We start from the raw sequence: 255 nt of genomic DNA on the forward strand, positions 1-255 counted from the left end.
GTATTTTGTCTTAATTACAACTCGTCGCTATTACTCCCTGGTAATTGTCCCAGTTTGCACTCGCTGACCTATATTGATGTTTAAGATGTTACTTTCTACGTCACATTTACCTGATGTTACTTTTAAACGGTAATAATTTGCTCCACTTAATGGCTTAATATTCATTGTTTCACTTGTCTTTCCAGTAATGGAACTGAATACTTTGCTATCAACTCCTTTTTCCCATTGATAGGTGTATATTTTACCATGAGTACC

The 255-nt window shown here is 34.9% G+C and carries 1 protein-coding gene; it reads right to left on the reverse strand.

Annotated elements, in window-relative coordinates:
* Positions 1–30: 30 nt before the first annotated feature.
* The coding region (locus ACS2QP_RS28140) for a hypothetical protein (protein ID WP_438883121.1) at positions 31–255 on the reverse strand (225 nt) is incomplete at its 5' end.

Source organism: Bacillus cereus group sp. Bce019, assembly GCF_051781745.1.
Lineage (GTDB): Bacteria > Bacillota > Bacilli > Bacillales > Bacillaceae_G > Bacillus_A > Bacillus_A cereus.